This is a genomic window from Streptomyces sp. NPDC003077 (genome assembly GCF_040611095.1).
In the GTDB taxonomy this organism is placed as follows: Bacteria; Actinomycetota; Actinomycetes; order Streptomycetales; family Streptomycetaceae; genus Streptomyces.
Genome location: NZ_JBEXNM010000081.1, coordinates 1 through 25,408 on the forward strand (window position 1 = coordinate 1; position 25,408 = coordinate 25,408).

23 protein-coding genes and 1 riboswitch are annotated in these 25,408 nt (G+C 73.9%); of the genes, 16 read left to right on the top strand and 7 right to left on the bottom strand.

Features of this window, described 5'->3' with window-relative positions; translation table 11 throughout:
* The first annotated feature begins 269 nt into the window (after window positions 1-269).
* Window positions 270-432: riboswitch (cyclic di-AMP (ydaO/yuaA leader) on the top strand.
* Window positions 433-445: 13 nt separating this feature from the next.
* Window positions 446-1,237, top strand: coding sequence for a M23 family metallopeptidase (locus ABZX96_RS33395; RefSeq protein WP_355551745.1), 792 nt, complete (start codon window positions 446-448; stop codon window positions 1,235-1,237).
* Window positions 1,238-1,517: 280 nt separating this feature from the next.
* On the opposite strand, the gene ABZX96_RS33400 is transcribed toward ABZX96_RS33395, so the two are convergent.
* Window positions 1,518-1,799, bottom strand: coding sequence for an HPr family phosphocarrier protein (locus ABZX96_RS33400; RefSeq protein ID WP_355551747.1), 282 nt, complete (start codon window positions 1,797-1,799; stop codon window positions 1,518-1,520).
* Between the two features lie 339 nt (window positions 1,800-2,138).
* Here ABZX96_RS33400 and ABZX96_RS33405 point away from each other — a divergent pair, with 339 nt between their 5' ends.
* The 4 genes from ABZX96_RS33405 to ABZX96_RS33420 all read left to right on the top strand — a co-directional run bounded on the left by ABZX96_RS33405 (window position 2,139) and on the right by ABZX96_RS33420 (window position 8,097).
* A complete protein-coding gene (locus tag ABZX96_RS33405) occupies window positions 2,139-5,237 on the top strand; it encodes a GNAT family N-acetyltransferase (protein WP_355551750.1) in 3,099 nt (1,032 codons plus the stop codon).
* A 360-nt stretch (window positions 5,238-5,597) separates the two neighbouring features.
* The gene (locus ABZX96_RS33410) at window positions 5,598-6,188 is read left to right on the top strand and encodes a DUF5998 family protein (RefSeq protein WP_355551753.1); all 591 of its coding nucleotides are present in this window, start codon (window positions 5,598-5,600) and stop codon (window positions 6,186-6,188) included.
* A complete protein-coding gene (locus ABZX96_RS33415) occupies window positions 6,188-7,378 on the top strand; it encodes a nucleotide pyrophosphatase/phosphodiesterase family protein (RefSeq protein WP_355551826.1) in 1,191 nt (396 codons plus the stop codon). The genes ABZX96_RS33410 and ABZX96_RS33415 overlap by 1 nt, the downstream gene beginning before the upstream one ends.
* Window positions 7,379-7,443: 65 nt before the next feature.
* Window positions 7,444-8,097, top strand: a complete 654-nt coding sequence (locus ABZX96_RS33420) for a thymidine kinase (RefSeq protein ID WP_355551755.1) — start codon at window positions 7,444-7,446, stop codon at window positions 8,095-8,097.
* Between the two features lie 137 nt (window positions 8,098-8,234).
* Here the strand turns inward: ABZX96_RS33420 and ABZX96_RS33425 are convergent, their stop codons facing one another.
* The gene (locus ABZX96_RS33425) at window positions 8,235-9,041 is read right to left on the bottom strand and encodes a VOC family protein (protein WP_355551758.1); all 807 of its coding nucleotides are present in this window, start codon (window positions 9,039-9,041) and stop codon (window positions 8,235-8,237) included.
* Between the two features lie 253 nt (window positions 9,042-9,294).
* Here ABZX96_RS33425 and ABZX96_RS33430 point away from each other — a divergent pair, with 253 nt between their 5' ends.
* A complete protein-coding gene (locus ABZX96_RS33430) occupies window positions 9,295-10,131 on the top strand; it encodes a sulfurtransferase (RefSeq protein WP_355551761.1) in 837 nt (278 codons plus the stop codon).
* A 215-nt stretch (window positions 10,132-10,346) separates the two neighbouring features.
* Here ABZX96_RS33430 and sepH read toward each other — a convergent pair whose 3' ends face one another.
* Window positions 10,347-11,384, bottom strand: a complete 1,038-nt coding sequence (sepH, locus tag ABZX96_RS33435) for a septation protein SepH (RefSeq protein ID WP_355551764.1) — start codon at window positions 11,382-11,384, stop codon at window positions 10,347-10,349.
* Window positions 11,385-11,865: 481 nt separating this feature from the next.
* On the opposite strand from sepH, the gene ABZX96_RS33440 reads away from it, so the two are divergent.
* Window positions 11,866-13,077, top strand: coding sequence for a hypothetical protein (locus ABZX96_RS33440; protein WP_355551767.1), 1,212 nt, complete (start codon window positions 11,866-11,868; stop codon window positions 13,075-13,077).
* A 75-nt stretch (window positions 13,078-13,152) separates the two neighbouring features.
* Here the strand turns inward: ABZX96_RS33440 and ABZX96_RS33445 are convergent, their stop codons facing one another.
* Both ABZX96_RS33445 and ABZX96_RS33450 read right to left on the bottom strand, forming a co-directional pair.
* Entirely contained in the window at window positions 13,153-14,490 is a 1,338-nt protein-coding gene (locus tag ABZX96_RS33445; RefSeq protein WP_355551770.1) for a D-arabinono-1,4-lactone oxidase, read from the bottom strand.
* Window positions 14,432-15,721, bottom strand: coding sequence for an MFS transporter (locus ABZX96_RS33450; RefSeq protein WP_355551773.1), 1,290 nt, complete (start codon window positions 15,719-15,721; stop codon window positions 14,432-14,434). The genes ABZX96_RS33445 and ABZX96_RS33450 overlap by 59 nt, the downstream gene beginning before the upstream one ends.
* A 143-nt stretch (window positions 15,722-15,864) precedes the next feature.
* Here ABZX96_RS33450 and ABZX96_RS33455 point away from each other — a divergent pair, with 143 nt between their 5' ends.
* Together ABZX96_RS33455 and ABZX96_RS33460 are read left to right on the top strand one after the other, a co-directional pair.
* Complete coding sequence (locus tag ABZX96_RS33455; protein ID WP_355551776.1) at window positions 15,865-17,046, top strand: ferrochelatase; 1,182 nt, start codon at window positions 15,865-15,867, stop codon at window positions 17,044-17,046.
* Between the two features lie 58 nt (window positions 17,047-17,104).
* Complete coding sequence (locus tag ABZX96_RS33460) at window positions 17,105-17,905, top strand: inositol monophosphatase family protein (protein ID WP_355551779.1); 801 nt, start codon at window positions 17,105-17,107, stop codon at window positions 17,903-17,905.
* A 286-nt stretch (window positions 17,906-18,191) separates the two neighbouring features.
* On the opposite strand, the gene ABZX96_RS33465 is transcribed toward ABZX96_RS33460, so the two are convergent.
* On the bottom strand, window positions 18,192-18,365 hold the full coding sequence (locus tag ABZX96_RS33465) for a hypothetical protein (RefSeq protein WP_355551782.1): 174 nt from the start codon (window positions 18,363-18,365) through the stop codon (window positions 18,192-18,194).
* Window positions 18,366-18,690: 325 nt separating this feature from the next.
* Here ABZX96_RS33465 and ABZX96_RS33470 point away from each other — a divergent pair, with 325 nt between their 5' ends.
* The 4 genes from ABZX96_RS33470 (at window position 18,691) to ABZX96_RS33485 (ending at window position 22,421) form a co-directional block, all read left to right on the top strand.
* A complete protein-coding gene (locus tag ABZX96_RS33470) occupies window positions 18,691-19,344 on the top strand; it encodes a response regulator transcription factor (protein ID WP_355551785.1) in 654 nt (217 codons plus the stop codon).
* A gap of 6 nt (window positions 19,345-19,350) precedes the next feature.
* Window positions 19,351-20,613 (top strand): HAMP domain-containing sensor histidine kinase, encoded by a 1,263-nt coding sequence (locus ABZX96_RS33475; RefSeq protein WP_355551788.1) that lies wholly within the window; start codon window positions 19,351-19,353, stop codon window positions 20,611-20,613.
* Between the two features lie 581 nt (window positions 20,614-21,194).
* Window positions 21,195-21,494 carry a DUF4193 domain-containing protein gene (locus ABZX96_RS33480; RefSeq protein ID WP_033267328.1) on the top strand — a complete coding sequence of 100 codons (300 nt, stop codon included), beginning with the start codon at window positions 21,195-21,197 and terminating at the stop codon, window positions 21,492-21,494.
* Window positions 21,495-21,509: 15 nt separating this feature from the next.
* Entirely contained in the window at window positions 21,510-22,421 is a 912-nt protein-coding gene (locus tag ABZX96_RS33485; RefSeq protein WP_355551792.1) for a hypothetical protein, read from the top strand.
* Between the two features lie 266 nt (window positions 22,422-22,687).
* On the opposite strand, the gene ABZX96_RS33490 is transcribed toward ABZX96_RS33485, so the two are convergent.
* A complete protein-coding gene (locus ABZX96_RS33490; RefSeq protein ID WP_355551794.1) occupies window positions 22,688-23,131 on the bottom strand; it encodes a DUF3093 domain-containing protein in 444 nt (147 codons plus the stop codon).
* A gap of 58 nt (window positions 23,132-23,189) precedes the next feature.
* Between ABZX96_RS33490 and ABZX96_RS33495 the strand changes: the two genes are divergently transcribed.
* From ABZX96_RS33495 to ABZX96_RS33505, 3 genes are read left to right on the top strand one after another with little or no spacing between them, the layout of a single operon-like run.
* Window positions 23,190-23,783, top strand: coding sequence for a PaaI family thioesterase (locus ABZX96_RS33495; protein WP_355551797.1), 594 nt, complete (start codon window positions 23,190-23,192; stop codon window positions 23,781-23,783).
* The gene (dut, locus tag ABZX96_RS33500; RefSeq protein ID WP_355551799.1) at window positions 23,780-24,301 is read left to right on the top strand and encodes a dUTP diphosphatase; all 522 of its coding nucleotides are present in this window, start codon (window positions 23,780-23,782) and stop codon (window positions 24,299-24,301) included. Before ABZX96_RS33495 ends, dut begins: the two co-directional genes overlap by 4 nt.
* Before the next feature lies 1 nt (window position 24,302).
* Window positions 24,303-25,073, top strand: coding sequence for a DUF3710 domain-containing protein (locus ABZX96_RS33505; protein ID WP_355551802.1), 771 nt, complete (start codon window positions 24,303-24,305; stop codon window positions 25,071-25,073).
* Window positions 25,074-25,408 lie beyond the last annotated feature (335 nt).

Sequence of the window (25,408 nt, forward strand, 5' to 3'; positions counted from 1 at the left end):
CGTGGTGCCGAGAAGCACCACGGGGCCCCGGCGCGTTTCCGCCCGGAGGTTTCGGCGGGTCACGGAGACGCTTCGACGGGCCCTTGGGGCGGGTGGGTGCCATGTGCCCCAACAGGGGCTTATGCCCGTTCGTTACCCAATGGGCGGGGCGGTTCCGTGATGCCGGTGTGGCGTACGGCACAAACGTGCGGTTCTGTTTGCCGATTGAAAGACGACCCCATTAGCGTCAAGGCGGCTGACCGCCACCTGTGAGCCGCACCCGCGGCGCCGGTCAGCCATCGCCGAATCCCCGCACGGCGCGAGCCAGGGGAGCCGGGGACCCACCCGCAGTCCCCACCAGGGGTGAATCGGACTCCTTCCCGGAGGAGCCCGTAGGAGACCTTCCTGCTCCGAACCCGTCAGCTAACCCGGTAGGCGAGAAGGAAGGAAAGGACGAAGCCGCCCCATGGCCCTCACCCGTGCCACCGGGAAGCACCGTCGTCCGAGCCGCGGCGCTCGTACGACCCGCAACATCGCCGGCATAGCCACGATCGCCGCGTCCGGCGTCATGGCCTCCGTCTCCTCGCCGGCGATGGCCGCCACGGAGGACGCGGCTCCCGCCGACACGGGCCTGCGGCAGGCCGTCGTCATCGGCGACGAACTCGCCTACCGCCTCCAGGACCAGGCCGACGCCCAGCAGGAGGCCGCCGAGGCCGCCGCCGCGAGGGAGCGGTCCGCGGCCGAGGCCCAGGAGCGGGCCGAGATGGCCAAGCAGCAGGCCGAGGTCCGGATGAAGGAGCAGCACGAGGCCCGCGAGCGCGCGGCCCGCGAGGCGGAGCGCAAGCGCCTGAACACCTTCGTCGCCCCGATCACCGGTTCGTACGTGTCCACCGCCTACAAGGCGTCCAGCGGCCTGTGGTCCTCCGGCACCCACTCCGGCGTCGACTTCCACGCCGACGCCGGCACGTCCGTCCACGCCGTGGGCATGGGCACCGTCGTGGAGGCGGGCTGGGGCGGCGCCTACGGGAACAACATCGTCATCCGGATGCACGACGGCACGTACACCCAGTACGGCCACCTGTCGTCCATCGGCGTCTCGGTCGGCCAGACCGTCGTCCCGGGCCAGCAGATCGGCCTCTCGGGCAACACCGGCAACTCCACCGGCGCCCACCTCCACTTCGAGGCCCGCACCTCGCCCGATTACGGCTCGGACATGGACCCGGTCGCCTATCTCCGGTCGCACGGCGTCAACGTCTGACGGTCCGTTTCCGCACGTTCTGTCGGCCCCAGCCCTCTGGCTGGGGCCGCGGCGTTTGTACGGGGTTCCTGAGGGCGTTCTCTCGGCCGGTGTGGCCGACGGTCCCGAAGACCGGACAGCACGACGGCCCGCCTCGGTGACGCGGTGGTCACCGTGACGGGCCGTGAAGTCGGGCGCGGCCGGCCGTCTCCCGGAGTGGGCGACGCGGTGTGAGCGGCGTCCCCGGTCGGCCGGAGCGATCACGCGGGCCCGGAGTGCGCCCCGAAGGGCGGGCCGGGACTCAGACGGTCTCGGGCAGCTCGTCCAGACCCTCGGTGACGAGCTTCGCCAGGCGGTCGAGCGCGGTGTCGGCGCCCTCGGCGTCGGACGCCAGCACGATCTCCTCGCCGCCCTGGGCGCCCAGGCCCAGCACCGCCAGCATGGAGGCCGCGTTGACCGGGTTGCCGCCGGCCTTGGCGATGGTCACCGGGACGCCGGAGGCGGTGGCCGCACGGACGAAGATCGAGGCGGGGCGGGCGTGCAGACCCTCGGCCCAACCGACATTGACGCGGCGCTCAGCCATGGTGTTGCCCTTCAAGTCGTAACGGTTGTCTAGACCATTCTTGCATGCCGTCGAGGGTGCTTCCGCAGCCCGCGGCCCCGGGCTGCGGGCAGCCGGTCCGAGCCCGCGGACGCGGCCTCCGGCTCGCGGCCCCGGCTCCCGCGTGCGGGCTTCGGCCGCGCGGACGCGGCGCCCGGCTCGCGGGCTTGGGCCGCGCCGACGCGGCCTCCGGCTCGCGGGCCCACCTCCGGTACGTCTCACGCCCGTACCCGTCCCGCCGGTTCCCCGCCCCAGCCTGCCCCGGGGCCAGGGGCCGCGCATGCCGAGCCGGTTGTCGGTGGCGGGTCGTACGCTGTCCGCATGCTGAACACGTCGGAGCAGGCGTACCCGGCCCATTGGGAAGCCGACGTGGTGCTGCGCGACGGCGGCACCGCCCGGATCCGCCCGATCACGCCCGACGACGCCCAGCGGCTGGTCTCCTTCTACGAGCAGGTCTCCGACGAGTCGAAGTACTACCGCTTCTTCGCCCCCTACCCGCGCCTGTCCGACCGCGACGTGCACCGCTTCACCCACCACGACTACGTCGACCGGGTGGGCCTGGCGGCCACCGTGCACGGCGAGTTCATCGCCACCGTCCGCTACGACCGGATCGACCCGCGCGGGATGCCCGCCAAGGAGGCCGACGCCGACCAGGCCGAGGTCGCCTTCCTCGTGCAGGACGCCCACCAGGGGCGTGGCGTGGCCTCCGCGCTCCTGGAGCACATCGCCGCGGTGGCCCGCGAGCGCGGCATCCGCCGGTTCGTCGCCGAGGTGCTGCCGGCCAACACCAAGATGATCAAGGTGTTCACGGACGCCGGCTACGTCCACAAGCGCAGCTTCGAAGACGGCGTGGTCCGTCTGGAGTTCGGCCTGGAGCCGACCGAGCGCTCGATGGCCGTGATGCGCGGGCGCGAGCAGCGCGCCGAGGCCCGCTCCGTGCAGCGCCTGCTCGCCCCCGGCTCGCTCGCCGTCGTCGGCACCGGCCGCGCCCCCGGCGGCGTCGGGCGCACCGTCCTGCGCCACGTCCTCGACGCCGGCTTCACGGGCCGCGCGTACGCGGTCAACCAGGCCTTCCCCGCGGGCGGCGGACGGCTCGCACCCGAGGACGTACCGGCCTACCGCCGCGTCGCGGACATCCCGGGCCCCGTCGACCTCGCGGTGATCGCCGTCCCCGCGGCGCGCGTCCCCGAGGTGGTCCGGGACTGCGGCGAGCACGGCGTGCAGGGCCTGGTGATCCTCTCGTCCGGTTACGCGGAGGCCGGGGCCGAGGGCCGGGAGCGGCAGCGGGCCGTGCTGCGCCAGGCCCGTTCGTACGGCATGCGCCTGATCGGCCCGAACGCCTTCGGTCTGATCAACACCGCCCCCGGCACGCGCCTCAACGCCTCACTGGCGCCCCGGCTGCCCGGCACCGGCCGGATAGGGCTGTTCACCCAGTCCGGGGCGATCGGCATCGCCCTGCTCAGCGGCCTGGACGAGCGCGGGTTCGGGGACGGCGGCGGCTTCGGCGTCTCCACCTTCGTCTCCGCGGGCAACCGCGCCGACCTATCCGGCAACGACCTCCTCCAGTTCTGGCACGACGACCCCGACACCGACGTCGCCATCCTCTACCTGGAGTCCATCGGCAACCCGCGCAAGTTCACCCGGCTCGCCCGCCGCACCGCCGCCGTCAAACCCGTCGTGGTGGCCAAGGGCGCCCGCCACAACGGCACCGCCCCGCCCGGCCACGCCGTGCCCACCACCCGCATCCCGGACAGCACCGTCGCCGCCCTGATGCGCCAGGCCGGGGTCATCCGCGTCGACACGGTCACCGAGCTGATCGACGTGGGCCTGCTGCTCGCCGCCCAGCCGCTGCCCGCCGGCCCCCGAGTGGCGATCCTGGGCAATTCGGAGGCGCTGGCCCTGCTCGCGTACGACGCCTGCCTCACCGAGGGGCTGCGCCCCCAGCGCCCGCACGTGCTGCCCTCGTCGGCCACTCCTCAGCAGTTCCAGGACGCGCTGGCCGCCGCGCTCGCCGACGGCGGCTGCGACGCGGCGGTGGTCACGGCCATCCCCTGGGTGGGCGAGGACGGCGGCGCCTCCCCGCACGAGGCGGACGCCCTCGCCGCCGCCCTCCGCCGGGCCACCGCGTCGGCCGCCCGCCCCAAACCGGTGGCCGTCGCCCACCTCGCCATGGACGCCCTGGCCGCCGCCCTCGCGATCCCCGGGCATCGGATGGCGGACGGACCGGTCCCCGCCCCCACGGCACCCCGGCCCACCGGGGAGAGACGTCCCCCGGCGCCCGCACCGGGGGAGATGACGGTGGCCGGAATGGAGCGTCCCCGGACGTCCGAAAGCGTGCCCAGGGGAGCGGCACGTCCATGTACCTCTGAGACCGCGCTGACGGGAACGGCGCCCGGCCCAGCGGATCCCCGCACAGCACACCGGTCGCCGGAAGGCCCGAACGGACCGACCGCCCCGGCCACCGACCCGCAGCCCGCACCCCCGCCCCCGCCGCCGAACGCACCGGCGACACCCCCCGACCCGGCCCCTCGAACCGACCCGCGCATCCCCGCCTACCCCGCCCCCGAGCGGGCGATCCGCTCGCTGGCCGAAGCCGTCCGCTACGCCGAGTGGCGCCGCGCCGCGGCCACACCCGGACGCGTCCCCGAATACGAGGACATCCAGGAAGCCGCCGCCGGCGCCGACATCGAGCGGCTGCTCGCCCGGCTCGCCCCGGACGGCGACGCCACCCGCTCCGTCCCGCTGCCGCCCGCCGACGCGCACGCCCTCCTCGCCCGCTACGGCGTCCACGTCCACCCCGCCCTCCCGGCGCCCGACGCGGGCGCCGCCGCACGGGCCGCCGCCGCCCTGGGCTACCCGGTCGCCCTCAAGACCACCGCGCCCCACCTGCGGCACCGCGCGGACCTCGGCGGTGTCCGCCTCGACCTGCCTGACGAGCGGGAGCTGCGCCGGGCCTACGCCGAGCTGACCGCCTTCCTGGGGAGCCCGGAGGAACTGCGCCCGGTCGTCCAGGCGATGGTGCCGCGCGGCGTGGACACCGTCGTCCGCGCCGCCATCGACCCGGCCGCCGGCGCGGTCCTCTCCTTCGGCCTCGCGGGCGCGCCCTCCCAACTCCTCGGCGACACCGCCCACCGCCTCATACCCGCCACCGACCGCGACGTCGCCGACCAGATCCGCTCCATACGGACGGCGCCCCTCCTCTTCGGCTGGCGCGGCTCCCAGCCGGTGGACACTGCCGCCCTGGAGGAACTGCTGCTGCGCGTGTCCCGGCTGGTGGACGACCATCCGGAAGTGGTCGCCGTCGATCTGGAGCCGGTCGTGGTCGCTCCCCACGGCCTCTCCGTCCTGGACGCCGCGGTCCGCCTGGCCCACCCGCCGGCCACCACGGACCTCGGCCCGCGCCGGTTGCCGGTGTACTGACCCGCGGGGGAGGGGCGGCGGCCCCCTGACGCGGCAGCGCGCCGACTCCGCGCGGTCCCGGGCAAGGGGCGGCTCAGTCCGGCCCCGGGGCGTCTCCGACCAGCACGACGACCGAACGACGACCGAACGACGACCGAACGAGGCCCGACCGATGACCGAACGGCCCGACCGAGGCCCCGACCACCCACCGCGATCCCCAGCCCGCCCCGACCCCCAGCGCCCCCCGGAGCCCCCCACCGGCCACCTCCCCCCACCCCCTCCGCCCCCACCGACGCCTTCCGGCCACCCCGCCCCCGTACACCGCCGACCGCCCGTCCTCTCAGGCCCGTACAGTCCGGTTCGCCCCGTAGGATGGACCTCATGGCTAAAACCGGTACGACGACCCAGGGGCTGCGCGCGGCGATCGAGCGCAGCGGCTATTACCCGGCCCTCGTGGCCGAGGCGGTGCAGGCCGCGGTCGGCGGGGAACCGGTGGTGTCGTACCTCGTACACCAGGAAACGACCTTCGACGCGAACGAGGTCCGCCGGCACGTCACCGTCCTCGTCCTGACCGGCACCCGCTTCATCGTCAGCCACACCGACGAGCAGTCCGCCGACGACACCTCCCCCTCTCCCTACGCCACGACCTCCACCGAGTCCGTCAAGCTCGGCCGGATCTCGTCGGTCGTCCTGAGCCGGGTGGTCTCCAACCCCGAGTCGTACACCCCGGGGCAGCTGCCCCGCGAGGTCGTGCTGACCATCGGCTGGGGCGCCGTCGCCCGGCTCGACCTGGAGCCCGCGAGCTGCGGCGACCCGAACTGCGACGCGGACCACGGCTACACCGGCTCCTCCACCGCCGACGATCTGTCGCTGCGGGTCAGCGAGGCCGGGGACGGCCCGGACACCGTCCGCCAGGCGCTGGCCTTCGCCCAGGCGCTCTCCGAGGCCACCGCGGCCACCGCCGCCCGGTGATGGCCCACCCCGTCACCGCCTGGCCCGAGCCGCTCGACCCCGCCACCGCGCCGGTGCCCCGCTACGGCACCGGCTCGCTCGCCGACCTCCTGCCCGCCGTCACGGCCGGTCAGGGGCTCGCGCTGCCCGGCGGCGCCCCGGCGATGGAGCTGGCGCCCGCCGACCGCGTGTGCGTCTTCCTCGTCGACGGCCTCGGCTGGGAGCTGCTGCGCGCCCACCCCGACGAGGCGCCCTTCCTGACCTCGCTGCTGGACACCTCGTCCAACGGCACGGGTCGCCCCCTCACCGCCGGGTTCCCGTCCACCACCGCGACCTCGCTCGCCTCCGTCGGCACGGGCCTGCCCCCGGGCGTCCACGGCCTGCCGGGCTACACCTGCCAGAACCCGGACACCGGCGAGCTGATGCACCAGCTCCGCTGGCACCCGTGGACCGACCCGCACGCCTGGCAGCCGCACCCGACGGTCTTCCAGCTGGCGGCGGCGGCCGGCATCCACACCTGCCAGGTCTCCTCGCCGTCCTTCGAGCGCACCCCGCTCACCGAGATCGCGCTGAGCGGCGGCACCTTCCACGGCCGCCTGTCCGGCGAGGACCGGATGGACCTGGCCGCCGGGCAACTGGCCGCCGGCGACCGCTCGCTGGTCTACACCTACTACGCCGAGGTCGACGGCAAGGGCCACCGCTACGGCGTGGACTCCGACGCCTGGCGCGGCCAGCTCATGTACGTGGACCGCCTCGCGCAGCGGCTCGCCGAGCAACTGCCGCCCCGCTCCGCGCTGTACGTCACCGCCGACCACGGCATGATCGACATCCCGTTCGATCCCGACTCCCGCGTCGACTTCGACACGGACTGGGAGCTGCGCGCCGGCGTCCGCCTTCTGGGCGGCGAGGGCCGGGCCCGCCACGTGTACGCGCACCCGGGCGCCACCGCCGACGTCCTGGCCGTATGGCGCGAGGTGGTCGGCGACCGCATGTGGGTGGCGAGCCGGGACGAGGCCATCGCGGCCGGGTGGTTCGGCCCGCGGGTGGCGGACCGGGTCCGGGAGCGGATCGGCGACGTGGTCGCCGCCGCGCACGACGACATGGTGATCATCGCCTCGGAGAACGAGCCCCGCGAGTCGACGATGGTCGGCATGCACGGTTCGATGACCCCGGTCGAACAGCTCGTCCCGCTCCTCGAAGTCCGCACCTGACGCGGTCCACCGGACCGCCGCCCCCTCCTCACCCTTCCCCGAGCCCGAAAGGCCGCTGACCCACCATGTCCGAGCTGGTGTTCTTCTCCGGAACGATGGACTGCGGAAAGAGCACGCTCGCTCTCCAGATAGAGCACAACCGCTCGGCCCGCGGCCTCCAGGGCATGATCTACGTCCGCAACGACCGGGCCGGCGCGGGCAAGCTCTCCTCCCGCCTCGGCCTGGTCACCGAGGCGGTCGAGGTCGCCGACGACACCGACTTCTTCGCCCACATCGTCGGCCACCTCTCCTCCGGCGGCCGGGTGGACTACGTCATCGCCGACGAGGCCCAGTTCCTCGCGCCCGAGCAGATCGACCAGCTCGCCCGCGTCGTGGACGACCTCGACCTGGACGTGTACGCCTTCGGCATCACCACCGACTTCCGCAGCAAGCTCTTCCCGGGCTCGCAGCGCCTGGTGGAGCTGGCCGACCGCATAGAGGTGCTCCAGGTGGAGGCCCTGTGCTGGTGCGGCGCCCGCGCCACGCACAACGCCCGCACGGTCGGCGGCGTGATGGTCACCGAGGGCGCCCAGGTCGTCGTCGGGGACGTGGACGACCCCCAGGCCGCCGTCGGGTACGAGGTCCTGTGCCGCCGCCACCACCGCCGCCGCCAGACCTCCGCCACCGCCCACGCGGCGGCCCTGTCCCCGGACGTGCTGCCGGTCGACGCGGTGAGCTGAGGCCGCGCCGACGCCAGGACGCGGGCCGGACGGGAACCCCTGTCCGGCCCGCGTCCTGGCGTGGGGACGGGGGCGCACCCAAGGACCGCCCACCGCACGCAGCGCGTGACGACCTCACAGGGCGGTCGGCACGCCTCTCACCCCCGCCGGACCACCCCGAACACCGCCCCCTCCGGGTCGGCGACCGTCGCCACCCGCCCGTACGCGGCGTCCCACGCGGGCCGCACCACCCGGCCGCCCAGCTCCGCCACCCGGCGGACCGCGGCATCGGCGTCCGCGACCGCGAAGTAGGTCATCCAGTGCGGCCCCCGGTCGCGCGGCAACGCGTCGCCCACCCCGCGGATGCCCGCCACCGCCCGCCCCTTGAGCCACAGCGTGCGGTGGTCGGGCTCCTCGGCCCCGGCCGACGGCACTCCGCTCTCATCGGGCGCCTCCGTCCCCGTCGTCGCCTCGAAGCCGAACACCGCCTCGTAGAAGGACGCGGCGGGCTTGCTCTCCTTGACGACCAGTTCGTTCCACACCAGCGTGCCGGGCACATCGACGGCCGCCGCGCCCGTCGCCTCTCCGCCCTGCCACACGCCGAACACCGCCCCCCGCGGATCGGAGGCGACCACCATCCGGGACCGGTCCGCGTCCAGCGGGCCGACCGCCACCGTGCCGCCGCAGCAGCGGATGTGCTCGGCCGTCACATCGGCGTCGGCACTGGCGAAATACGGGGTCCACGCGACACTCGTCTCGCGGCCGGGCGCCAGCGCGCCGATCCCGGCCACCTCCCGCTCACCGAGGAACGCCCGGACGTACGGACCGACCTGCCGTGGGCCCGGCCGGAACTCCCATCCGAACAGTGCACCGTAGAACGCCTGTGTGGCGGACAGGCCGTGCACCATGAGACTTACCCAGCAGGGCGCGCCGGGCGTCCGCCGGGTCGCTGCCTCGGTCGTCATCGTCGCTCGCTCCTCGGACCGTCGGGGTGGTGACCGTACGGGGTCCGGCGATCACCTGCCGGCCCCGAGCCGATGCTCGCACCCTGCGCCCGGCTGCGCGCCCCGGCCGCGCCGACTTCGGCGCGTTCTCATGGGAGGATGCCCGATTTGATGTTTCGCTTCCGTTTCCGCCGTGTTGCCTGAGGTCACGCGCGGATCATCGGGCCCCGTGCCGCTCTTCAACGCGCGGGCGCTCTGGGCCAGGATGACCCCCATGAATGCCATCATCAGCGCCCCCGCCCTCCTGAAGGAGACGGAGGGCGCCGCGCCCCCGGTCCTCCTGGACGTCCGCTGGCAGCTCGGCGGCCCGCCCGGGCGCCCCGTCTACGAGACCGGTCACCTGCCCGGCGCGGTGTACGTCGACCTCGACGCCGAGCTGGCGGCGCCGCCGGGCGCGGCCGGCCGCCACCCCCTGCCGGACCTCGACGTGTTCACCGCGGCCATGCGCCGCGCCGGGGTGTCCGCGGACCTCGACGTGGTCGTGTACGACGGCGGGCAGGGCTGGGCCGCGGCCCGCGCCTGGTGGCTGCTGCGCTGGGCGGGCCACCCCTCGGTCCGCGTCCTGGACGGCGGCCTGCCGGCCTGGACCGCGGCCGGCGGCCCGCTGAGCACCGAGACGCCGGACCCGAAGGAGGGCGACTTCGTCCCGGCTCCGGGCGCGCTGCCGGTCCTCACGGCGGACGAGGCGGCGGCGCTGGCGCGGCGCGGCGTCCTGCTCGACGCGCGGGCGCCCGAGCGCTACCGCGGCGAGGTGGAGCCCATCGACCGCGTCGGCGGGCACATCCCCGGCGCCCACTCCGCCCCGACCACGCACAACGTCGCCGCCGACGGCACCTTCCACGCCCCGGAGGAACTGGCCGACCGGTTCTCCGCCCTCGGCGCCACGGCCGGCGCGGAGGTCGGCGTCTACTGCGGCTCGGGCGTGTCGGCCGCCCACGAGATCCTGGCCCTGACCGTCGCCGGCATCCCGGCCGCCCTGTACGTCGGCTCGTGGAGCGAGTGGTCCTCGGACCCGGACCGCCCGGTGGCGACGGGCCCGCAGCCGGGCTGACGCGTTCAGGACGGGCCCGCGACCGGGCTGACGCGTGCAGGACGGGCCCGTAGCCGGGCTGACGCGCGCAAAGAGGGCGTGTGCACAGAGGACGCGTGCACAGAGCGGGCGGGGCCACCCTCATCCACAGCGCCGGGTCCACAGCCACGAGCCGCGTGCGGAACGTTTCCTTCCGCACGCGGCTCGTCACCGTTCGATCCGTCCGAAGACGGTGTCTACTCCGGCTTCTTCCTGCGCGTCCCGAAGACGATCTCGTCCCAGCTCGGAACGGCGGCCCGCCGGCCGGGCCGTACGCCGTCCGCCTCGGCCTGCCGGTCGGTGGTGCCGATCAGCCGGTCCCGGTGCCCGGCGACCGCCCGGGGCATCAGCACGTCGGCGTACGCGGAACCCGCGCCCGCGCTGGCCGCCGGCGGCTCCTCGACCTCGGCTTCCTCTTCGGGCTCGTCCTTCGGCGCCTTGGCGCTCTCCGGTACGACCATGTCGCCCCGGAAGCTGGGCACCGCCTCCAGCAGGCTCGTCAGCGAGTCCCGCTCCCGCTCGCCGTCTCCGGAGGCGCGCTTCTCGGTGTCCTCGGCGGGCGCCGCGGAGCGGTCGGCGGGCCGGTCCAGGGAGCGGTCCAGCGGCCGGTCGCGCGGCAGGCGCGCGATCCGGGGGACGAACGGGAAGCTGGGCTCCGGCGTGTCGTCGGTCTCGCCGATCAGCGCCCTGGCCTCGTCGTCCACCGCCTGGACGAGCCGCCGTGGCGGGTCGTACGTCCAGCTCGCGGAGTGCGGCTCGGCGGCGACGCGGTAGACCAGCAGGACTTCCCACGTGCCGTCGTCCCGCCGCCAGGAGTCCCACTGGACGGAGTCCTTGTCGGCGCCGCGCAGCAGCAGCCGCTCCGCGACCGCCTCGCCCAGCTGCGGGCCGGTGTTCTCGCCCGGCCGCCGGACCGGTGTCTTGCGGGCGCGCTCGGCCATGAACGCGCGCTCGGCGAGCACCGGCCCCTCGAAGCGGCGCACGCGGTCGACGGGGATCCCGGCGAGCTGGGCGACCTCTTCGGCGGACGCGCCGGCCCGTATACGCGCCTGGATGTCCCGGGGGCGGAGATGGCTCTCGACCTCGATCTCGATCTGTCCGAGCCGTGCGCGGTCGTTGCGGACCGCGGCGCGCAGCCGCTCGTCGATCGGAAGCGTGTACTCGGTGCTGTCCGCAGCTTTGAGCACCAGCCGTGTGCCGTCGTTGCTGACGGCCACGACACGCAGTTCGGGCATGGGGACCTCCCGGGTGGTGCCTGCCGACGTCACGTGCGTCGCTGCTTCCGCTAGTCGAGTGTGGCCTGCCCGGGTGCAGCCTGCCACAACCTTGCCGAGTTACCCGGCGTGTCGGGGCTTGGCCCCGCGAACGCCGTTATGACACGGTTACCAGTTCGCAACGCTGAGTGACCATGTCGGTTGCCCTGAGCCTCCTCCTGCCCGTACCGAGTGGCGGCGCCCCCGGGCGAGTGCCGCCTTCAGGGCCCCTCCCGCGGAATCCGGGCAGCCCGACGGGTGCCGGGGCCAGGGATCGCCACTGTACGCCATTCGGGCCACCGAGGTGGACCGCCGCGCCGCCCAAGTTCACGCGACGCAAGGGAGTTGGAGTCGCCTTGTCGACGTCTCTCCACAGGCTACAGGTGTCGATGTTCACAGATTCCCCGGAATCGGAACTATCGGGCTTCGTCTTATGGTCCCTTGTCCGTGCAAGATGGACTGAATGGGTTATCAGGGGCTGGAGATGGGCGAAGAGCATGAAAGCGGCGCGAAACACAAGGGCAAGCGGCTTGACCTGAGCGTGGCTCAGGTCGCCGGCAGCGCCTTGGCCGCCGCCATCGCGGCCTTCCTCACCGGCCGGCTCGGGTTGTACGGAACGATCATCGGAGCGGGTGTCGTCAGTGTGCTGGCCACCACGGGTGGCTCGATTTTCCAGCACCTGTTCCGCCGTACGGGTGAGCACATCAAGGAAGCCTCGCTCACCACCCGTCCGAAACCGCGCCGCGCCTCCCGTGCCGACGGACCGGCGCACCAGGACCCGACCACGGTGCTGCCCGCCTTCGACCGGCGCGGCGTGGCGGACCCCGTCACCTCCGTCGCCGCACGCGACCCCCAGAAGCGGGACGAGCGGGACCCCTGGTTCGTGGACCCGGACCGGACGCGGCTGCTGCCCCCGCACTCCGCCGGTCGCGTCCGCCCGGCCGGTACGGATCCGGACGACGCGACGCGCGTGCTCGGCCGGGTCCCCGCGAGCCGCGCGCCCATAGGGGCGCAGGACGAGACGCGGGCCATGGGGCGGGCCGACGGCGGCTTCGGGGGAGCCGAGGACCTGACCCGGCCGCTGCGCCGGTCCGGCGTTCCCGGGTGGCAGCCGGGTTCCGAAGAGGAGAGCACCGCCACCTACGGCACCCGGTGGCGCGGCTGGAAGCGGCCGGCGCTCGCCGCGCTGGCAGTTTTCGTCCTGGCCATGGGCGTCGTCACCGGCATCGAACTGATCACCGGTCACACGCCGGACGGCAAGAAAGGCACGACGGTCGGCCGCGTCACCAACCCGGGCGGCCACAACGACCACCGGTCCACCCCGAGCGGCACCCCGTCCACGGACGGCTCCACCGGCGACGGTGGCTCGGGCACCGACACCGGCCACCCGAGCCACGGCGCCACCACGCCCCCCGCGACGCAGGTCCCCGGCAACGGCACGAAGGGCACCACGTCCCCGGGCAGCGGGGACACCGGGGACAAGAAGGACCCGTCGACCACCCCGCCGGCCGACGGCGGCAAGGTCTCGCCGCCTCCGGCGACCGGGCACCCGAGTGGTACGCCGGGCACGGGAGACGGCACGGGCAGCGGGACCGGCGACGCCAACGGCGACCAGGGCCAGACGGGCCGGCCGCCGCAGGACGACCAGAAGGCGCCGAACCCGGGGGCTTCCTGAGGGGCGCGGATAGAGGAGCGGACGGGCGGCGGTCCGTAAGGGACGGCCGCCCGCACGGCATCCAGGCGCCGCCCCTCAGTCCCCCAGTACGCGCCGCAGGTATGGGTTCGCGAAGAGGCGCTCCGGGTCCAGGCGGGCCCGGAGGGCCGTGAACTCGGTGAAGCGCGGGTACACCCCTTCGAGGGATGCGGCGTCCCGGCTGTGGAGTTTGCCCCAGTGTGGCCGCCCGCCGTGTTCGATCATGATCCGCTCGGCGGCCGAGAAGTACGCCCGGTACGGCGTCCCCCGGTACATGTGGACGGCGAGGTAGACGGTGTCCCGGCCGGAGGCGGTGGACAGCGGGATGTCGTCGGCGGGCGCGGTGCGCACCTCCACCGGGAAGCCCACCCGCAGCCGGGAGCGCTCGATGAGGGCCCGCAGCTCGCGCAGCGCCTCGATGGCGGCCTCCCGCGGGAGCGCGTACTCCATCTCCACGAAGCGCACCCGGCGCGGCGAGGTGAAGACCTTGTACGGGACGTCCGTGTACGTGCGGGCCGACAGGGCGCGCCCGGCCAGCCGGGCGAGGCCCGGGACGGCGGCCGGCACCGCGCGGCCCACGGAGCAGGCGGCCTGGAAGACGCCGTTGGACACCAGCTCGTCCTCGAACCAGCTGCCGATCCGGCCGAGGGGTGCGGCGGGGCCCTGGCTGCGGTTGTTGCGCTTGGTGACGCAGCTCTCGGTGTGCGGGAACCAGAAGAACTCGAAGTGCTCGTTCTCGGCGACGAGCTGGTCGAACTCGGCCTTGACCCGGTCGAAGGACATCGGTTCCTCGCGGGCCGTCAGCAGGAACTCCGGCTCGACCGCGAAGGTCACCGCCGTGATCACCCCCAGGGCGCCGAGCCCGACGCGGGCCGCCGCGAAGACGTCCGGGTTCTCCTTCTCGGAGCAGTGCAGGACCGAGCCGTCGGCCGTGACCAGTTCCAGGGCGGTGACCTGGGCGGCGAGGGAGGCGGAGTCCCGGCCGGTGCCGTGGGTGCCGGTGCTGATGGCGCCGGAGACCGTCTGCTCCATGATGTCGCCCATGTTGGCCAGGGACAGGCCGTGGGCGGACAGCGTCTGGTTGAGCTGCTTGAGGGGGGTGCCGGCGGCCACGGTGACGGTGCCGTTCCCGCGGTCCACCTGGTGGACGCCGGCCAGTCGCTCCGGGCGGATCAGCAGGCCGTCGGTGACCGCCGCCGCCGTGAAGGAATGACCGGTTCCCACCGCTTTGACGGGCAGGCCGTCCTCGGCGGCCTGCCGGACCGCCGCCACCACGTCGGCGGTCGTGGACGGCGACGCCGTCCGCAGGGGGCGGGAGGTGACGTTCCCCGCCCAGTTAGCCCACGTGTTCCTCGTCGTGCCCGGCCGCCGAGCGGCCCCGCGCACCTGGCTCATCCGCGTCCATCCCTCCCCTTGCCACGGGCGGAGCGGACCCCGCCCCCGGCCCCGCCGGACGGAGCCGGCGGTATCCGAGGAAACCGACGAGCGCCGCGAGCGCCCCCGCCACCGCCGCCACCAGGTACCCCCGGTGCGCACCGGCCGCGTCCACCACCATGCCGGCGGCCGACGAGCCGAGCGCCACCCCGACCGCCAGCCCGGTGCTGGTCCAGGTCATGCCCTCGGTCAGTTTCGCGCGCGGGACGTGCTGTTCGACCAGGGCCATCGTGCTCACCATCGTCGGAGCGATGGCCAGGCCCGCCACGAAGAGCGCCACGGCCAGCAACGCCAGGTTCCCGACCAGTTGGAGCGGGATCATACTCACGGCCATCGCACAGACACCCAGCAGCCACCGCCGCGCGGGGTCGCCCTTCAGGCGCAGCAGTCCGAAGACGATGCCGGCGCAGCAGGACCCCAGGGCGTACACGGCCAGCACCAGGCTGGCGGCGGACTTGTGGCCCTCCTGCTCGGCGAACGCGACGGTGACCACGTCGATGGCGCCGAAGATCGCGCCGGTGGCCACGAACGTGACGACCAGGACCTGGAGGCCTCGGGAGCGCAGCGCCGACTGCCGGGTGTGCTGGTCGCGCGGCTGCGGGACGGGCTCGGTGGCGCGCTGGGCGGTCAGCCACAGCACGCCGATCGCCAGGAAGACCGCCGCCACCAGCGGCCCCGCCTCGGGGAACCAGCCGGTCGACAGGCCGATCGCCAGGATGGGCCCGAGGATGAAGCAGAGCTCGTCGACGACGGACTCCCAGGAGTACGCGGCGTGCAGGCCCTCCGGCTGCCCCCGGTAGATCTCCGCCCAGCGCGCCCGGACCATCGATCCCACACTCGGGACGCAGCCCGCGCAGGCGGCGAAGACGAAGAGCGTCCAGTCCGGCCAGTCCTGCTGGGCGCTCAGCAGCAGCCCGGCGATGGCGGTCAGGCTGACGAGGGTGGCCGGGCGCAGCACCCGGCGCTGCCCGTGCCGGTCCACGAGGCGGGAGACCTGCGGCCCCAGGACGGCCGCGGACAGGGCGAGGGTCGCGGACAGCGCGCCGGCCAGCCCGTAGCGGCCGGTGAGCTGGGAGACCATCGTGACGACGCCTATGCCGAGCATCGACAGGGGCATCCGGCCGAGGAGACCGGCGGCCGAGAAGGAGAGGGCTCCGGGACGGCCGAAGAGGGCGCGGTAAGGACTGGGCAAGGGGGCTGCTCCGCCGGTGGGGCCGACGGCGGGGCGGCCGTCGGTCGGTGTCAGGCATGTCAGTGGCCGATACAGCTTACGGGCGCCGGCAGGTGGGTGCCTCCGGTTTACCGGCTGTCAGTGCCGGGTGGGAGGATCGAGACATGTCCGAACAGCGCGATCCCACCACCCGCTCCGCCGGGGCGGACCCCACTCCCTACGACGCCCTGCTGCTGCTGTCCTTCGGGGGACCGGAGGGCCCGGACGACGTGGTCCCGTTCCTGGAGAACGTCACCCGCGGCCGGGGCATCCCCCGCGAGCGTCTGAAGGAGGTGGGTCAGCACTACTTCCTGTTCGGAGGCGTCAGCCCGATCAACGCGCAGAACCGCGAGCTGCTGGACGCGCTGCGCAAGGACTTCGCCGACAACGGCCTGGACCTGCCCATCTACTGGGGCAACCGCAACTGGGCGCCCTACCTGATCGACACCCTCCGGCAGATGGTGGACGACGGCCGCCGCCGCATCGCCGTCCTGGCCACCAGCGCCTACGCCTCGTACTCCGGCTGCCGCCAGTACCGCGAGAACCTGGCCGACGCGCTCGCCACCCTCCAGGCCGAGGGCCGCCCGGTGCCCCAGGTGGACAAGCTGCGGCACTACTTCAACCACCCCGGCTTCGTGCAGCCCATGGTGGACGGCGTGCTGGCCGCGCTCGCCGAGCTGCCCGAGGACGTCCGGGACTCCGCCCACATCGCCTTCACCACGCACTCCATCCCCACCGCCGCCGCCGACACCTCCGGCCGCCCCGAGGACCACACCGAGGACGGCGAGGGCGGCGCGTACGTCGCCCAGCACCTGGACGTCGCCCGGGAGATCGCCGAGGCGGTCCGCGCGGAGACCGGTGTCGTGCGCCCCTGGCAGCTCGTCTACCAGTCGCGCAGCGGCGCCCCCCACATCCCCTGGCTGGAGCCGGACATCTGCGACCACCTGGAGGAGCGCCACGCCGCCGGCGTCCCCGCCGTCGTCATGGCCCCCATCGGCTTCGTCTCGGACCACATGGAGGTCAAGTACGACCTCGACACCGAGGCCACCGCCAAGGCCGCCGAGTTGGGGCTGCCGGTCGCCCGCTCGGCCACCGTCGGCGCCGACCCCCGGTTCGCCGCCGCGGTGCGCGACCTGATCCTGGAGCGCGCCGAGGCCGAACGGGGCATCACGCCGCAGCGCTGCGCCCTGGGCGCGCTGGGCCCGAGCCACGACCTGTGCCCGGTCGGCTGCTGCCCCGCGCGCACCCCGCGCCCGGCCGCCGCGGGCGCGGACTGGGAGGGGCCGGTACCCAGCACCCAGGCGTAACGGAGAAGAACCCCAGGCGAACAGGCGAGAAACCCACCCGCACCACCAAGGAGCACCGTTGTCCGACCCGCTACTGGACGAACTCCTCGACCTGGCCCTGGAGGCCGCCCGCCGCGCGGGCCGGCTGCTGAGCGAGGGCCGTCCCTCCGACCTGGGGGTCGCCGCCACGAAGACCAGCCCCAACGACGTCGTCACCGAAATGGACCTCGCCTCCGAGAAGCTGATCACCGGCTTCCTCGCCGAGCACCGGCCCGACGACGGCGTCCTGGGGGAGGAGGGCGCCGGCGTCGAGGGCAGCAGCGGGGTGCGCTGGGTGATCGACCCGGTGGACGGCACCGTGAACTACCTCTACGGCCTGCCCTCCTGGGCGGTCTCGATCGCCGCGGAGAAGGACGGCGAGACGGTCGTCGGCGTCGTGGCGGCGCCGATGCGCGGCGAGACCTACCACGCGGTCCTGGGCGGCGGCGCGTACATCAACGGCGAGCGGGCGCACTGCCGCCCCGCGCCGCCGCTGTCCCAGGCGCTGATCGGCACCGGCTTCGGCTACCTCAGCGAGCGCCGGGCGGCCCAGGCCGAGGTGGTCCGCGTCCTGCTGCCGAAGGTGCGGGACATCCGGCGGGGCGGCTCGGCCGCGATCGACCTGTGCGACGTGGCCCTGGGCCGGCTGGACGGGTACTACGAGCGCGGGCTCAACCCCTGGGACCTGGCGGCGGGCGCCCTCATAGCCCGCGAGGCCGGCGCGCTCACCGGCGGCCGTCCCGGGGAGCCGGCCTCGCACGAGCTCACCGTGGCCGCCTCGCCGGGCGTCTTCACGGTCCTCCAGCCCCTCCTGGAGGAGCTCGGCGCCTGGCACGACTGACACGGACCCGGGGGCGCCACGGAGTGAGCCCACAGGCGTCCGGCCGCCCGAGCCCGCCGCGAGACGGGCGGACGCGGCCCCTCCCGGCGCCCGGGACGGGCTGCGGCTCGACTGCCGCCTCCTGGCCACCAGGGGTTCATCCCGGCGCCCGGGACGGGCTGCGGCTCGACTGCCGCTTCCCGGCTACCAGGGGTTCATCCCGGCGCGAGGCCACCCGCCACACACGACGGCGCCCCGCCACCTCCACGGTGACGGGGCGCCGCTCACGGGTCGGGCGAACCGGCGATCACGTACCGGCCGCGGTGACCTCCACTCCGTGCTCGGAGGCCAGGCGCTGAAGGTCTTCCAGCTGCGCCTGCTCCACATCGGCGAGGAAGTCGTCGCCCGAGGCGCGGGCCCGGTCCAGTTCGGCTTCGGTGTTCCGTATGCGCTGCAGAATGCCTGCGGTGAACGCGTCCATGGTGCGCCCCCTCGTCGTGGGTCGGGATCGGTGGCACGGGGGTGTGCCCTAGGGGTTTCCCCGGATCGATGCCGGGGAGGCGACGATCACGGCGTGTCCCCGGAGCGGATCGTGACGTGGCAGGCCGCTTGACGGGCGTGATCGCGGGTGTGCACTCGTCCTCCCCACACGCGACCTCAGAGAAACCTCAAGGGGACGGGTAATCCCCGCAATCGGGGGTCCAAACCCCTCTTACCGCCGGTTTACGGCCGTTCGGGGCAGGATGGGAAGGCTCGAAGTATGTGGTGCCCTGCCCTCCGCGGGGCCGTGAGGAAGGACTAGCGACGTGCGTGTACTCGTCGTCGAGGACGAGCAGCTGCTCGCCGATGCGGTGGCCACCGGACTGCGCCGGGAGGCCATGGCCGTCGACGTGGTCTACGACGGCGCGGCGGCGCTGGAGCGCATCGAGGTCAACGACTACGACGTGATCGTGCTGGACCGCGACCTGCCGCTGGTGCACGGTGACGACGTCTGCCGCAAGGTCGTCGAGCTCGGCGTCCCCACCCGCGTCCTGATGCTCACCGCCTCCGGGGACGTCAGCGACCGCGTCGAGGGCCTGGAGATCGGCGCGGACGACTACCTCCCCAAGCCGTTCGCCTTCACCGAGCTGACCGCCCGCGTGCGGGCCCTGGGGCGGCGCACGACCGTCGCGCTGCCGCCCGTCCTGGAGCGGGCGGGCATCAAGCTCGACCCGAACCGCCGCGAGGTGTTCCGGGACGGCCGGGAGGTGCAGCTCGCGCCCAAGGAGTTCGCCGTGCTGGAGGTCCTGATGCGCAGCGAGGGCACGGTCGTCTCGGCCGAGCAGCTCCTGGAGAAGGCGTGGGACGAGAACACCGACCCGTTCACCAACGTGGTCCGCGTCACGGTCATGACGCTGCGCCGCAAGCTGGGCGAGCCCCCGGTGATCGTCACGGTGCCGGGCTCGGGCTACCGGATCTGACCCGCGATGCCTTCCCTCCCCTCGTTCTCCAAGTCGGCGCCCACCCCGCCGCCCGTCCCGCCCAAGCCGGCCTGGGACCCGCCGCCCGTCCAGCCCCGGCCGTTCCCCTGGCTGCGGCCGACCATCCGGATACGGCTCACGCTGCTGTACGGCGGCATGTTCCTGATGGCCGGCGTGGTGCTGCTCGCGATCATCTACATGCTCGCGGCGGACGCCCTGCGGGACGGCAGTGCGCTGCCTATCAAGATCGTCGGCGGTAACTTCCAGGGCATCAACCCGGACTGCGACCTGCCCTCCCAGACCTCGGGGCCCAAGCTCCAGGAGGCGGTCGAGATCTGCATGCAGGTGCAGCGCACCGAGGCGCTGCGGCTGCTGCTGAACCGTTCGCTGCTGGCGTTGGTGGGGCTGACGGTGGTGGCGTTCGCGTTCGGGTACGCGATGGCGGGGCGGGTGCTCTCGCCGCTGGGGCGGATCACGCGGACCGCGCAGCGGGTGGCGGGCTCGGACCTGCACCGCCGTATCGAGCTGGGCGGGCCGGACGACGAGCTCAAGGAGCTGGCGGACACCTTCGACGAGATGCTGGACCGGCTGGATCGGGCCTTCGACTCCCAGCAGCGGTTCGTGGCCAACGCCTCGCACGAGCTGCGCACCCCCCTGGCGATCAACCGCACGCTGCTGGAGGTGCAGCTCGCCGACCCCGGGGCCTCGCCGGAGGTCACCCAGCTGGGCAAGACGCTGCTGGCCACCAACGAGCGCAGCGAGCAGCTCGTGGAGGGGCTGTTGCTGCTGGCCCGCAGCGAGAACAAGATCGTGGACAAGAAGCCGGTGGACCTGGCCGAGGTGGCCTCCCAGGCGGTGGAGCAGACCCGGGGTGAGGCCCAGGCCAAGGGCGTGGAGCTGCGCGGCGCCCGCAAGCAGGTCTTCGTCCAGGGCAACGGGGTGCTGCTGGAGCGCATAGCCCTCAACCTCGTCCAGAACGCGGTGCGCTACAACGTCGCGGAGGGCGGCTGGGTGGAGGTCACCACCGAGCCGGGCGCGGGTTGTGCGGTGCTGGTGGTCTCCAACACCGGCCCCGTCGTCCCGGCGTATGAGGTGGAGAACCTCTTCGAGCCGTTCCGGCGACTGCGCACCGAGCGGACGGGGAGCGACAAGGGCGTGGGCCTGGGGCTGTCCATCGTCCGCTCGGTGGTGCGCGCCCACGACGGCACCATCACCGCCGAGCCCCGCGAGGGCGGCGGACTGGACATGCGGGTCGTCCTGCCCCTGTGAGGCCCCCTGGGGGCGCCGGAGATGCGTCGTACGGCGGGGTGCCCGGAGCGCCCGGACGTACGCGGAGCTCCGCCGTCCCCGGACCGGCCGGACGGACGGGCCCGGCGCCTTCGCGTATCCGAGGGCGCCGGGCCCGTCCGTCCTGCCCCGGCGCCGTCACCCCGGGCCCCGACTTGACGCGGGGGCGGGTCACCCGGCACCCTTCGCCAAGTTCGCTTTGCGCGGAATTCACCTGGTCCGACCGCCCTCCCGGGCGTGTGTGATCGCTCACAGCCGGGGATTTCCGGCCATCTACGCTCTGTGATCGAAACACCTGGTGAAAAGCCGGGGAAGTCCGGGTTTCCCGGGCCCTTGATCACGGGAAGTACACGAGGTGGCGTGCGCGAGGTGCGACTTTCGGACCGTGTACGGTCCAGATCGCCATTCCAACCGATCACCTCTTCAGTGGTGCGGTTGGGTGTCGATTGAGTAACAGACCTTGATGTGAGGCAAAATCTCCGCCTCAGGTCGGGCACAAGTCCGGCCTCTCACGCGTTACGTGCGCTGGAGACACCACAGACACCCAGAGGGGGAGAGCAGACATGGCTACGGATTACGACACTCCACGCAAGACCGATGACGACCTCAACGAGGACAGCATCGAGGAACTGAAGTCGCGGCGGAACGACAAGTCCGCCTCGGCGGTCGACGTCGACGAGTTCGAGCAGGCCGAGGGCCTGGAACTCCCCGGCGCCGACCTCTCCAACGAAGAGCTGGCCGTCCGCGTGCTGCCCAAGCAGCAGGACGAGTTCACGTGCATGAGCTGCTTCCTCGTGCACCACCGCAGCCAGCTCGCCGAGGAGAAGAACGGTCAGCCGATCTGCCGCGACTGCGCGGCCTGAGGACCGGTCACCGCCATGCCAGGCGTGAACCCGTTCCGTAAGGGTCGCAAGGGCGGCGACGGCCCGGCGGCAGGCGCACGATCACGCGACCAGGACGCGCCCGTGCCCGCCGGCCCGACTGCCCACCCCGCGGACCGGAACACCCACGCACCGCGAGAGCGAGGCCGCACGGCCTCGCTCGCGGCGGCGATCGGCCGTGGCACGAAGAAGAGCGGTACGGGGGTACGGGCGGCGCTCGCCGCGCTCGCCGACCGGATCATCGAGCTCGCCCCACGGGTCCCGGTCCGCGACCTGGCGACGCTCCGCGGGCAGTTCCCCGGCCTGACCCCCGAGGAACTGGCCGACAAGCTGGTCTCCGGAGCCACGATGGGCACCGCGGCGGTCGGTGCCGGCGTGGGCGCCGCGGCGATGCTGCCGGTCCCGCCGGCGATGCCGGCCGAGCTGGCCGCCGAGATCGCCGGAGTCGCCTCGGTGGAGATCAAGCTCATCGCCGAGCTGCACGAGGTCTACGGGCAGCGCCCGCCGGGCAACCTGCAGCAGCGGGGGATGGCCTACCTCGGCTCGTGGGCGGACGAGCGGGGCATCGACGTCACCAAGCCGGCGTCGGTGAACGTCGCGCTCGGCGGCCAGATGAAGCGCGAACTGCGCCAGCAGATCATGAAGCGCACGCTGCGCAACCTTCCGAACCTCGCGCCGTTCATGGTGGGCGCCGCCGTCGGCGCGTTCATGAACCGCCGCGACACCCGCAGGCTCGCGGACAAGATCCGCAAGGACCTGCGCGCCAAACAGGTCCCCTGGAGCGCCCTCCCGGAGTCGGACCCGGCCCCACACGCCCTTCCGGCGCACGACGGCGAGAAGCAACTCACCGGGGACGACAAGCCCCAGCTGCCTCCGGGCGGCGGCACCGCGCCCGGTACCGAGCGCTGAGGCCCCTTCCCGGCGCCTGAGCCGCCCGGCCCCACCCGCGTCGCCCGTTCCTCCCCGAAGGCTCGTTCGTGCCCTGTGCGGGCCGCTGAGCCGCGCCCGAGGGGCCTTTCGCCGCGTACACGGGGCGCCCCTGGGGAAACGGACGCACGCCCCACCTCAGGCGCGCACCGCCGTCACGGCCGTCACGCCCGTCAGGGCCGCCACGCCGCCTGTCCGGTGCGCCACCGGGGAAACGGACGCGCACCGGCCGCTGCCGGGCCCCCGCCTCAGGCGCGCACCGCCGTCAGGGCCGCCACCAGGCCCTCCGGGTCGCGGGTGGAGAGGTAGGCGTACGGCGTGGGGTCGTTCGGGTCGGTGATCTCCACCCGGACGGCCGTGCCGATGTAGCTGCGCAGCAGCATGAACGCGCGGGTGTCCGCCTTGTGACGGCGCCAGGCCAGCGCCTCGTCCGCGTCCAGCGCCCGCGCCTCGCCGAGCGCGGACAGCGGGATCTTGGCCTCGCCCGCGACGAGCGCGTCCCCGACCACCCGGATGCGGACCGAGCCGTACGAGCTGACCGCCACGGCCGCCAGCGCCGCGCCGCTGATCAGACCGCCGAGCATCGGCAGCGTCCCCAGAGGGAGCAGCATCAGGCCGCAGGCGATCCCGACCAGCGCGGCGATCACCCACCAGGAACGGGGAGCGGTGAGACGTTCTTCGTACGACTGCATGGATCCAGCTTGGCACGCGCGCGTGGCGCCGGTGGCCTCGCGGGTAGGGTCTGCACTCGTGAGTGGATCTGACGAAGCCTTGACGCGGTCGGCGCCGCCCCCGGGAGCCGTCGCCCCGGTGCGGCACCCGGACGCCCCCGCGCCCGGGGAGCTCCTCGGCGCGCACTACGACCGGTGTTTCGGATGCGGCACCGGCCAGCGGCACGGGCTGCACCTCCAGGCGCGCGCGGGCGAGGGCGTGCGGGTGACGGCGGAGTTCACGGTCAAGGAGGCCCACCAGGGCGCTCCGGGCCTGGCGCACGGCGGCGTGCTGGCCGCGGCGCTGGACGAGACGCTGGGCTCGCTGAGCTGGCTGCTGCGGGTGATCGCGGTGACCGGGCGGCTGGAGACGGACTTCGTGCGGCCGGTCCCGGTGGGTACCACGCTGTACCTGGAGGCGGAGGTCACGGCCGTGCACGGCCGCAAGATCTACTCCACGGCGGTGGGGCGCACGGGTGGCCCGGACGGGCCGGTCGCGGTGCGCGCCGACGCCCTGTTCGTCGAGGTCAAGGTGGACCACTTCATCGACAACGGCCGCCCGGCCGACATCCAGGCCGCGATGGCCGACCCGGACCAGGTCCGGCGTGCTCGTGCTTTTGAGGTGAACCCGTGAGCGAGGTACGGAATCCGGTGGACGTGCTGCTCCGGCGTCTGGACCCGGAGGTGCCCGTGCCCGCGTACGGGCACCCGGGCGACGCGGGCGTGGACCTGGTCACCACCGAGGCGGCGGAGCTGGGTCCCGGTGAGCGGACGGTGCTGCCGACGGGCGTGGCGATCGCGCTGCCCGACGGGTACGCCGCGTTCGTGCACCCGCGCTCCGGCCTGGCCGCCCGCTGCGGAGTGGCCCTCGTGAACGCCCCCGGGACGGTGGATGCCGGGTACCGTGGGGAGATCAAGGTGATCGTGGTCAATCTGGACCCCCGCGAGAGCGTGCGGTTCGAGAGGTTCGACCGGATCGCGCAACTGGTCGTCCAGCAGGTCGAGAAGGTGCGCTTCCACGAGGTGGCGGAACTTCCCGGCTCGGCGCGGGCCGAGGGGGGATTCGGGTCCACCGGCGGTCACGCGGCGGTGGACGGCTCCACGGGTGGGAATCGAAACACATCGGTCGGTGCCGACCGGGAAGGACACTGACGTGTTCGGACGTCGCAAGAAGAACGCTCCTGACGAGTCGGCGCGGCCGGCCGACCTCGCCGACGAGGCGGTGGCGGACGAGACCGACGCGCGGGAGGACGAGGAGCACGCGCCGCTGAACCTGCCGCCGGCGCCGCGCCCCGACGGCCCCTGGGACCTCTCCGAGGTCGCCGGTGAGCCGGGCGAGGGCCGGGTGGACCTGGGCGGCCTGTTCGTGCCCGGCGTGGAGGGCATGGAGCTGCGGGTGGAGGTCGCCGGTGACGCGATCGTCGCCGCGACCGTGGTGCTGCAGGACAGCGCCATCCAGCTTCAGGCGTTCGCCGCCCCGCGCAACGAGGGCATCTGGGGGGAGGTCCGCCAGGAGATCGCGGCCGGCATCACCCAGCAGGGCGGGGTGATCGACGAGGTCGAGGGCCCGCTGGGCTGGGAGCTGCGGGCGCAGGTGCCGGTGCAGCTGCCGGACGGCGCGAACGGCGTCCAGGTGGTGCGGTTCGTGGGCGTGGACGGCCCGCGGTGGTTCCTGCGCGGGGTCATCTCCGGGCAGGGCGCGGTGCAGCCGCAGGCCGCCGGGCTGCTGGAGCAGATCTTCCGGGACACCGTGATCGTGCGGGGCGAGGCGCCGATGGCGCCGCGCGACCCGATCGTCCTGAAGCTGCCGGAGGACGCGCAGATGGTGCCGGACGGCGCGCAGCCCGAGGCGGGCCAGAACTCGCGGTTCGGCGGCGGCGTGGAGCGCCTGGAGCGCGGGCCGGAGATCACCGAGATCCGCTGAGCCGCCGCGGCGCGCGGGGCCGCCGGGGCGCCGGCCGGCCCGCACCGCGGCGTCCATGGCCGGAATCCCCGCGTCCGAAGACGCGGCACGGCGGACCCCGCGTTCGCCGACCCGTCAGGGCGCCCCGGTCCCAACCCCCTCCCGCGTCCCGGAAGCGCCACCACCGACGGTCCCGATGGGCCGCACTCCCTCACCGGAGTGCGGCCCATCGGCGTTTTCGCAGGTCGCGGCGGTGTGACGGGTGGTGCCGAGCCATGCGGAAGGGGCCCTTACCAAACCCGGGGGCGCAAGCGGAAGCGGAAGCGGGGGGAAACAGGTCACGCAAGGCGTACGGA